Here is a 9007-nt window from a genome sequence, read left to right as displayed (position 1 = left end):
CTTCCTCGCCAGCCGTATTAACATTATAGCCAAACTCAACAAATTTTCATTTGTCCGTGGTGCCCCGTTAGGGGCATGGATGGCTAACGAGGAACTATAGCTGAATAAACCACACAACTAGGTTTCCGCGGCAACGTACTGGGAGCCTCATTAGTTAAACGGCAGCATCTTTATGGATATGTTTTGGTTGTATGAGTTGCTAATCGGTTAATTTAAACCCAAATACAAGAGCAAGCCTAGTGGATATTCCGTCCTATCGTATACATTCAACGAAATTAGTCTGTTATTTCGTCTTCTCCAATGAAAACCGTAACTTTCTACCTTTAGCTATCGTCTAATTAGGATAGGAGATGATTCCCATTAACAAAAAATATCTGACATGGATACTGGCCACAATGGTTGCTGTGTTATCAGCGCCGCAGAGCTCTTACGCAGAGCAGGGACTTGCCGCATCAAGTGCTATGCCTTATATTACGCTTCTTGATGGGTTTACTTTATATGCATCGAAAGATACAAGACCGAATGAAGCTTTAGGTGCTCTTAGCGCGCTTCAATCCGTTCACTTAGCTCCGATTAAGAATAGCATGTTGCTCGACATCATGAGTATGCAAAAGATACAAGTTGAAACATGGCTTGGTAATGTTTGGATCAACTTAAAAGAGGGATCATATAAGTACGGCAAGTTAGTTACCCAAGATGAAAACCTGACTTTGCTAGATATGGAAACTCAGATATACGATGCACCTTTGAAAATCACGGATTATAAGCTAGCTCCTCAGAAGGTTCAGGCGATTGCCTCTTTAAGTACGTGCGATCCGTATACACCATGCAGGTCTGAAGATAAGTGGTATTTGATTCACACATCATGGCTTGGTGACAAATGGATTCGTCCTTACGAATTCGCTGAGAAGTACAAAGGAATCGCTGTAGATGGACTTATACCAATTGCTCAGGAAAGCGCTGTGTATATGTTCCCCTTTGATGAACCAATAGCTAATGAAGCCAAGCTAAAACCTCAATTGGTTAAACCGCTAGCTAAATACATGCGCACAAGTATGGCTGGTGCTAGTGTATGGTATCAGCTTGATACATCGCAAGGGCTAAGATGGATTCATTTGGATAGCGACTATGGACTTGGAATTGAAGGAATCGAACACGTCGATCTGACAATTGATCTTCCCGTGCCCTTCCATTATTACAAAACACCCGACAGTTACAATGAAGCTTCTACATCTGAAGAACCACCACAAGCAGTACACACAATTGGCAAAAAGAACGATTGGTATTTTACTATAACTAAAGATTCCGGCGCTGGTGAATGGATCAATCCATCTCAGGAAATTGCGTCACGATTGACCGGAGACTTCGAGAATGACCAGAAGCTCGGTGTAAAAAAGAGCCAACTTAGCATTGAGTTATCTACCACTTCCATTGCGTTAGATACGCCATATGAGGATAGTTTAGCGATGAACAATGCTTTGACATTTTCAAGGCAATTCGTAACGGCTTTACGTGTATGGATTTCACCCAATGGACAAATGTGGTATTACATTAACACATGGAAGGGATTCAAATGGGTAAGACTCTAATGGAGCTATACGTATAAGGTGAAGAAACCAGCAAACTCTTGTGCTCCGTGTGCTTGCTGGTTTCTTGCATTTCAAAATTGAGGATATCAAAGTGGTATACAGTTAGACTGAGAAAATAATTTGACCGACGATGCTCGTTAAGCTAAAGGGTAGCATAGCTTAATCCCTTCGCGAATACTTTAAGTATGAAAATTTTCAGTTATCTTAAAAAGACATTATTAAGAGGAGTGAGCAGATAGTGTCTAAAGTTTATACACTTTTTAAAGAGCACCATATCACTAAAACTGAATTAAATATTTTCGTACAGAGAAAAGGTGGCTATTTAAATATCGTTGATGATTTTGTGATTGAGAAAGGAGATGCATCGTTGTGGATTTATTATTCAAATCAAATAAATGAGGATTTCTTTCAAAAAGAATTAATGGAAATAAGGCAAAGCTTCAATCTTTTGCCTAAGCTAATTATACAGATTGAACCAAGTAGTTTGGAATATGAACTGAGCGAAAAAATGGCACAAGAGTTCTGTGAAAGTTTTTTGAATGAGTATTCTGACACAGTTGTAGAGGATTGCCATGGGAATTTATATACTCCACAAACTATATTTAGTTTGGAATGTGACAACGAAGGAATTTAATAAGTTCTCAACTAATGGAGAACATATGTTCAGTTTCCTGCAAGATGAGGCTGCCGCAATGGTAGCCTCATTAAGCTATTGGGCTGAATAGCGAAGATATTACAGAAAAGCATTGGCAATAGACACACCATTACCAATACCAAATGGCTGGACAATAGTATGAGATGTTCATAATGGCGACTCGCTTTTGGATGAGGAAAGGCAGACTTGCCATGTAAAGTGCACGCAGCTTCCTAATTAATGGAAAATAACTTATGTTATAAAGTAGAATTTTCGGATGGATTATGTTTAGCTGCGAGAATGTAGAGGATAAGGGAAAAGACCATGATCAAACAAGCCCAGCGCCGTTTTGGCAAAGGGCTTGTTTGAATGAACTATTTGACTAGTGCATTGTACGCATTTGCTTCACCTGCGCCATAAAAGACATCATTACCGGTTGTGCCGTAATCGATCGCCGTTTTTTTGATTAACGCTGCTACTTGAGCAGGGTTCAATTCTGGATGTGCCGCTTTAATGACGCCTGCAATACCAGCCACTTTCGGGGCTGCCATGGATGTACCGTGGAGCAGCGCGTAGCTATGCAGGTTTGAAGTGAAGTACGAAGGCAAATAGGTAGGCCATGTGCTTAGCGCGCGATAGTGGAAATCCCGTTGGTTCAAATCCAGTGATGCAGCATATTCTGGCCCATTATCGCCGCCTGGTGCTGCTACATCGATTTGATTTAACCCATAATTGGAGTAAAATGCGATACTGTTCGTCGACCACTTGTTCGAGGATGAAACATTGATGACACCATTGATTTGGCCAGGTGTTTCTGTTGTTTTCCCTTTAAATACTACACCAGGGGAACCGTATGTAGCATTTAGATAATCGGTCATCGCTTTGTTATCGCGTAGGTTGAGACCTTCATTACCAGCTGCCGTTACCACCGTAACATTATGGTTTACAGCATATTGAATGGCACGCTTCCAAAGCAAAATGTCAGCAACATCCGAGTATTTGGTACCATCTATATAATACTTTTGGGAGTCAAAACCGCCGATCGACATGTTAATGACGTCAACCTTATCATTCGCTGCCTGAATGATAGCAGCTACAATCCAGGCCGTAGGCGCACCTTGTCCACCAGGAAATACGCGGTAGGATCGGATGCCAAGATTCGGGCCGACCCCTCTGATTTTGCCGTTCCCAGCAATCGACCCTGCCACATGCGTTCCGTGTCCTTCTCGGTCCAGTAGATCGTCAGGATCACCGGTTTCACTGGTATCTGTTCCTGCGGGTACAAAGTTCATGCCACCGAGGAAGTTAGCTTTTAAGTCGGGATGATTGGCATCAATACCGCTGTCGATAATGCCTACAACTGCCTTATGCGTGCCGCCAGTGCCGCCAGTTTCAATTGCAAACGAGGCTCCGTTATTCGTAACTTTCTTAATGTCCCCCTGATAATTCCAGTAGTTGTTCGTTACTTCTGGCTGGGGAATATCTGTAACTGGCTGACCGTCAGCAGCTGAAGGATCTACTGTACCATCGCTAAGCTTATGTACCATCTGAACGTTGGCAGCAGCAATATCCTTGACTGACTGCAACTTTGTCATAAATTCGGTACTGGACGAACGTACCTCCAATCCACCGATCTCAGGAATGGCCCGAACAACCTGCCCGCCTGCCGCTTGAATCATTGCTGCATAACCAGTCGGAAGCTGGTTCGAGAATGCAATTACATACGTTTTGGCTGAAACTGCTGTTCCACCTGTGCTGCTCTTCGATGCTGCCATCGCAGATATGCCGCTACCCATTAGCGTTGAGAGCGCGAAGATACCGGATACAACTAGGGTTGTCCACTTACGCTTCATAAAAGCCCTCCTTCAATTTAAGAAAAATTGCAGTTCTAATAAATTGTAAGTGACAGAATACATAAAGAACATGAGTTGATCGAACCAATTGTGATGTCGATTCCGTTCTTTTTTTGACGAATGGTCAATTCATGCTAATTGATTATTAAACTAACGGAAACTATAGCTTAATAACAATGTGAAAATGCAGCCAGTCCAGGTGGATTGGTTGCCCTTTCTCAAGTAACGGGCAGAAATAAAAAGGAGGTTTTTATAGATTATGGATCATAAAAAAAAATTTACTTTACGGAGTATTAGCTGGAGTTCTTCTTCTTTTTTTAAATAATTCTATTGCATTTAATACAATACAGAATCTTTTCGATAGCATGCCAATCGCTTATATTACAGTTAGATGCATACTCTATATTTTATCTTTTATTGGTATTTTAACGGTGGCTTTTTGCTCGATCGAATTGATAATAGAAGTAAATAAATTCAGAAAGCAAAGATGACCTTTAATTTATTAAACAAACAGAGAACGATTATCGAATTAACATCGAAGGACGAAGCTGCCGGCAACGATCGGCAGCTTCTTTTCGTTAACGGCTTCAGACGAGACGCGTTCAGTTTGAATTCAATGGCCTTGAGCTCGTAGCCTGGCAAATTAAAAGAATGCCGCCTCCAATGTATTCATGGATTCGTCTCTCTAGGCAGGCGCGCCTGGTATACGTTTAGTCCGTTTTTCCAGTAAATTAATGTAATCAGGAGATATTTGTATTGCACGTACGATGCATGTAATATAATCAATAAGAACTATACTTGTAGTCGAATGTGCCATCAGCTGGTGAGTTTAGAAAATACAAGGATGGGGAGTATACAGATGGATATTAAATTTGCGAAAGAAGTTTATCAAAAACTTGAGTCTAAAGGTTTCACTGTTTTTGAGGGTGAAACTTCTGACATAATTGCCATCTCTAAAATTCTACATAACCAAACTGGGCATTCATATGATTTAGCACTTACGTTCAAGAATGGGAAATATGATGGGTTTACTTTAGGTGGAGATCAGGAATTGAATAATGAAACGTTTAAAAACTATGAGACAATGGGAATCATGGATTTAATTACTAACACAATAAAAGATGTTCTATTTAGACGATGAAATGAACTGTTTTAAGAGAGAGTTCTCTATTCAAATAAATACATCAATGCAGACAGGTGAAGAGGTGAAGGGTGTAAACGTTTCGAGTAGTTTTTGCAGGAAGAGTTGTCATACAACACAAATATTTACGGTTTCAGAACCCCGTTCAATGGGGATTTTTTTATTGTTATGCAAGGTCTATGGGGTTCCAAGCAGGGAAAAGATATTGGACTTTTTAAGGAGAATTCTTGATTCAGAGACACTTAACACCACAAAAAGTCGATTATAAAAAATATCATTGATAATCTTGAAAAAATCATCTAATAAACTGCATACTTTTATCCAATGAACATTCAACTAACGGATACGTTAGTTGAACAAAGACAGCGCCAGTCTAAGACTTTATTTTTAAAGTCTCGGGCCGCCGCTGTTTCATTTTTTAGTCAGTCTAATACTTATTTTTCAAAGTCTGGCGTTTTCAATCTCCATAAACCACGTTAAATCGAGCCCCTCAATCTAAACCTTTATTTTCACTGGACATATATTCCCAAGAAGAAATCGTTGAATATCAAAAGCAGATGTTCGAAGAGGTTAGAGTTATGAGTAATGTAACGCCTGATCTCATGTGCGTGTAAAGAAATGAGCTGGGAGCTGCCCAGCTCATTTTTATTCATGTTGTTGTCGGATGTAAAGCAAGTATTATACTCACTCGGGTGCTGCGGCATACTCACACTTAAAGAAACAGATACCATGAGCAGCATTTTCCTAATGCTCATTACGCTTTCGGGGAATACACCAGCGCATGTTGACCCGGCACTCGGAATCAAAATCGGTTAAAAAAAAGTGCAAAGAGGGCGTTCTTCTAATTATGTAGCAGAAATTTTTTCTCCAAAACTTGGTTCGACAGCCTTTTCCTATATTTGGATGTATTCTATTTGGGGATTATCCATATACCCCAATATGTAGGAGGATGCTTTGATGTTTAATTTACGTAAAGATATTGAAAAGTATGGAAATAAACCGCCATATGCCAGTGAAATGTATGGTATATTCCAACCGCTGCTAGGGTGGGAGTCCAAACTTACAAAACAATGGATTCAACAAGGCGGTTCGGTTTTTTCCCAATTAAATCCTCAGATCATGCGCATTCTTAACGCGAACATTTCGCCCGGACCAACAGCTATTGGACATGATCAATTGAACGATATTGTGGCACTACCTTTAGTTCCCGGCACGGAAAGGTCCCCTTATAAAGTCTCGTTAACCAAAGATTTTAATAGCGAATTGTTTAAACTGCTACTCGATAAAGTTAAATTTTTCGTACAAAACAATAATGGACGATTGCCTGCTGACGATGAATGGAGATCGATCATCAAAGAGTTAAATTTAAAGAACGAGAACGAGGGAGCCTTACGACAAATCAATCAAAATCTGTATGCTAAACTAAGTAGAAATCAACTGTTAGAGGTTTTGAAATATGAATCCCAATTGGCTAAATTCTTATTGATATATATGGACTCTCCCGACATAAACGATCTTAGTAAGTTATTTGCTGTTCAAAATGTTGCTCCTTTAAGCGAATTATTTCAACCGAATGATCCATTGGTGCATATGAATGATCCGTTAGCCACAATCGACCCAAAAAGCAAAAACGCTTCACTTGCACCAGTTGGATACGTGGATTTATTCAGGCAATATTTTTTTGATCTAGGCACTTTTCTTGGTGAACCAGTGGAGCATATTTGGCTATCGCCTGGAACGACGATCGAGCTTTATGAAATTAGCACGCGTAAATCGACAATAGAGCGTTCCCAAGAAACTTTTTCAGAATCATACATCCAGTCAGAGTCTGATACTACGAATAAAGATGAAATTAGTGACGCAATAAAGACGGAAAACAAAAACAATACCAAATTCGGGATGACTGCAAGCACATCTGGAACCACGATTTTTAGCGAAGCCTCGGCATCGATCAGTTACGGCTTAGAAACGAGTCAATCAATCGCTAAAGAGACGATGCATAAGCAAAGCAAGGAACAAACACAAAAGCTATCAAGCGAAATCAAGCAAAGCTATAAGTCCGTATTCAAAACGGTAGTTGAAACGACGGACACCAAAAGTAGAAGGCATATTATGTCGAATCCAGGTACAGATCTAATCAATATAGAATTGCGACGCAAAATGCGCCGAGTAGGCGTACAAATGCAACATATAGGAAAACGCCTTTGCTGGCAAATGTTTATTGATGACCCTGGATCGGCATTGGGATTAGCCGAATTGGTTCATTATAGTGAATCTGCGAAGGCTTCATTTATAGCTGGCCCAAGTTTTATTCCGGACCCTGTAAATATACCAATGAAATTAACGGTGTCTTTCCCCTATATGCCTGTACTTGACTATCATGACAATTCGGTTCTTTATGTGTATCAAGGCCCTGCGGACGGAGACGTTAACAAACCGATTCTTGGCATCATTGGCGAGATAAAATTTAATGGATTGACCCGTGATGACGATAGCCAACTCATTATAGAGTATAGATGCCGCCTCGATGCGGCACCTAAACCGGACTATAAGTTAGAAGAGTCGAGCATCCAACTGGTAAAGGTTCCACCTGGCCAAAAAGCTGTGATTCGTGAAATCATAGTCGAAAACGGCGACACCTTGCGTATTATCTTGGATCAAGTGCATTTTAATGGTCAAAATGCAGTGAATCTGGACTTTGCATTAACCTATATTCCCACTGACGCTGCCAAACAATCAGTAAAGGCCCAAAATGCAGCTATACAAAGTAAATATGATACGGACAAAGCGGAATACGACGAAGCAACTCGCAAGTCTTACGTAGCTGCCGTCCGCGAAAGAATTAAAGTCGCAAGTAAAATCACCCAGAGACCTTCCTGGGATTTGCGTGAAGAGGAACGCACCGTCGTCTACCGTAGGCTGATTAAACGCCTAATGATGGGAAGCTGGGGCAAAAACGATGCCCCTGTAATTGACGAAGCGAATCAAAAGCTGGCACATGTCCGATCCGAAATCGTCAAATCTTTATTTGATGTAGATAATATGTTGTATTTTGTTGCACCCGAGTGGTGGATGCCGCGACTACATCCATCCCAACTTAATGCGCAACCCGCAAGTGGACAACCAACGCCTTATACATTAACAAAAAACGATATCCTTTCATTTGAGGGCGACGGTAGAAGACAAGACGACTACTATATAACGGAAGAATCCAGCCCGGCGAGGATGGGGAGTTCTCTCGGCTGGCTTCTCCAATTAGATGGAGATAATCTTCGCAATGCCTTTTTAAATGCACCATGGGTGAAGGCAATGATCCCGATAAGGCCCGGAAGGGAAACAGCAGCGCTGAATTGGCTGAAATCGATTGAGGGACATGAGAATGACGGATGGGAAAACCCCTACTTAGGAACGGAGATAGAATACGCAGGCAAAAAGGTAGGAGAAGTGCTCGAAGCCATTGCAGATGATCTTCAAAAGAAAAATAGTGATTTCGAGTATGTGCTCGCTTCTGATGAAGTCTACGAACACGGTTTTAACCTCATGGAACATAGTTTTGAAGATGCTCCGTTTTTCAGTCAAACCATATCCATATTGCCAACAGACCAAATAGTAGCTGTAGAATACAAACCAACCGATTTGGAGGAATAAAATAACTAATCGTTTAACTCATCTTTAACTGAGCGTATATCGGCTCAAATCCTCATACGAACACACAGTTAATAGTGTAGGCAGGAGGCGCTCAAGTCGTCCCATGCTGGATCGCGCTTTGGAGGCCGGTGCGTCGGGAGCG

5 protein-coding genes are annotated in these 9007 nt (G+C 41.0%); 4 read left to right on the top strand and 1 reads right to left on the bottom strand.

The window, feature by feature from the left end:
- The first annotated feature begins 350 nt into the window (after positions 1 to 350).
- Together J2Z65_RS34240 and J2Z65_RS34235 are read left to right on the top strand one after the other, a co-directional pair.
- Positions 351 to 1589, top strand: a complete 1239-nt coding sequence (locus J2Z65_RS34240; RefSeq protein WP_167064883.1) for a hypothetical protein — start codon at positions 351 to 353, stop codon at positions 1587 to 1589.
- Positions 1590 to 1827: 238 nt separating this feature from the next.
- Entirely contained in the window at positions 1828 to 2223 is a 396-nt protein-coding gene (locus tag J2Z65_RS34235; protein ID WP_167064880.1) for a hypothetical protein, read from the top strand.
- A 374-nt stretch (positions 2224 to 2597) separates the two neighbouring features.
- Here the strand turns inward: J2Z65_RS34235 and J2Z65_RS34230 are convergent, their stop codons facing one another.
- Positions 2598 to 4076: a S8 family serine peptidase gene (locus tag J2Z65_RS34230; RefSeq protein ID WP_167064876.1), complete on the bottom strand. Its 1479-nt coding sequence runs from the start codon at positions 4074 to 4076 to the stop codon at positions 2598 to 2600.
- 859 nt (positions 4077 to 4935) lie between these two features.
- On the opposite strand from J2Z65_RS34230, the gene J2Z65_RS34225 reads away from it, so the two are divergent.
- The gene (locus J2Z65_RS34225) at positions 4936 to 5217 is read left to right on the top strand and encodes a hypothetical protein (RefSeq protein ID WP_167064873.1); all 282 of its coding nucleotides are present in this window, start codon (positions 4936 to 4938) and stop codon (positions 5215 to 5217) included.
- Between the two features lie 957 nt (positions 5218 to 6174).
- Positions 6175 to 8865: a hypothetical protein gene (locus J2Z65_RS34220; RefSeq protein WP_167064870.1), complete on the top strand. Its 2691-nt coding sequence runs from the start codon at positions 6175 to 6177 to the stop codon at positions 8863 to 8865.
- The last annotated feature ends 142 nt before the right edge of the window (positions 8866 to 9007 follow it).

The organism is Paenibacillus aceris (assembly GCF_017874035.1).
GTDB lineage: Bacteria > Bacillota > Bacilli > Paenibacillales > NBRC-103111 > Paenibacillus_E > Paenibacillus_E aceris.
This window is presented reverse-complemented; position numbering and strand designations above follow the sequence as displayed.

Bases quoted from the DNA above. Each gene is read 5' to 3' on its own strand.
- J2Z65_RS34240 (WP_167064883.1), top strand. From the start codon at position 351: ATGATTCCCATTAACAAAAAATATCTGACATGGATACTGGCCACAATG.
- J2Z65_RS34230 (WP_167064876.1), bottom strand. From the start codon at position 4,076: ATGAAGCGTAAGTGGACAACCCTAGTTGTATCCGGTATCTTCGCGCTC.
- J2Z65_RS34225 (WP_167064873.1), top strand. From the start codon at position 4,936: ATGGATATTAAATTTGCGAAAGAAGTTTATCAAAAACTTGAGTCTAAA.
- J2Z65_RS34220 (WP_167064870.1), top strand. From the start codon at position 6,175: ATGTTTAATTTACGTAAAGATATTGAAAAGTATGGAAATAAACCGCCA.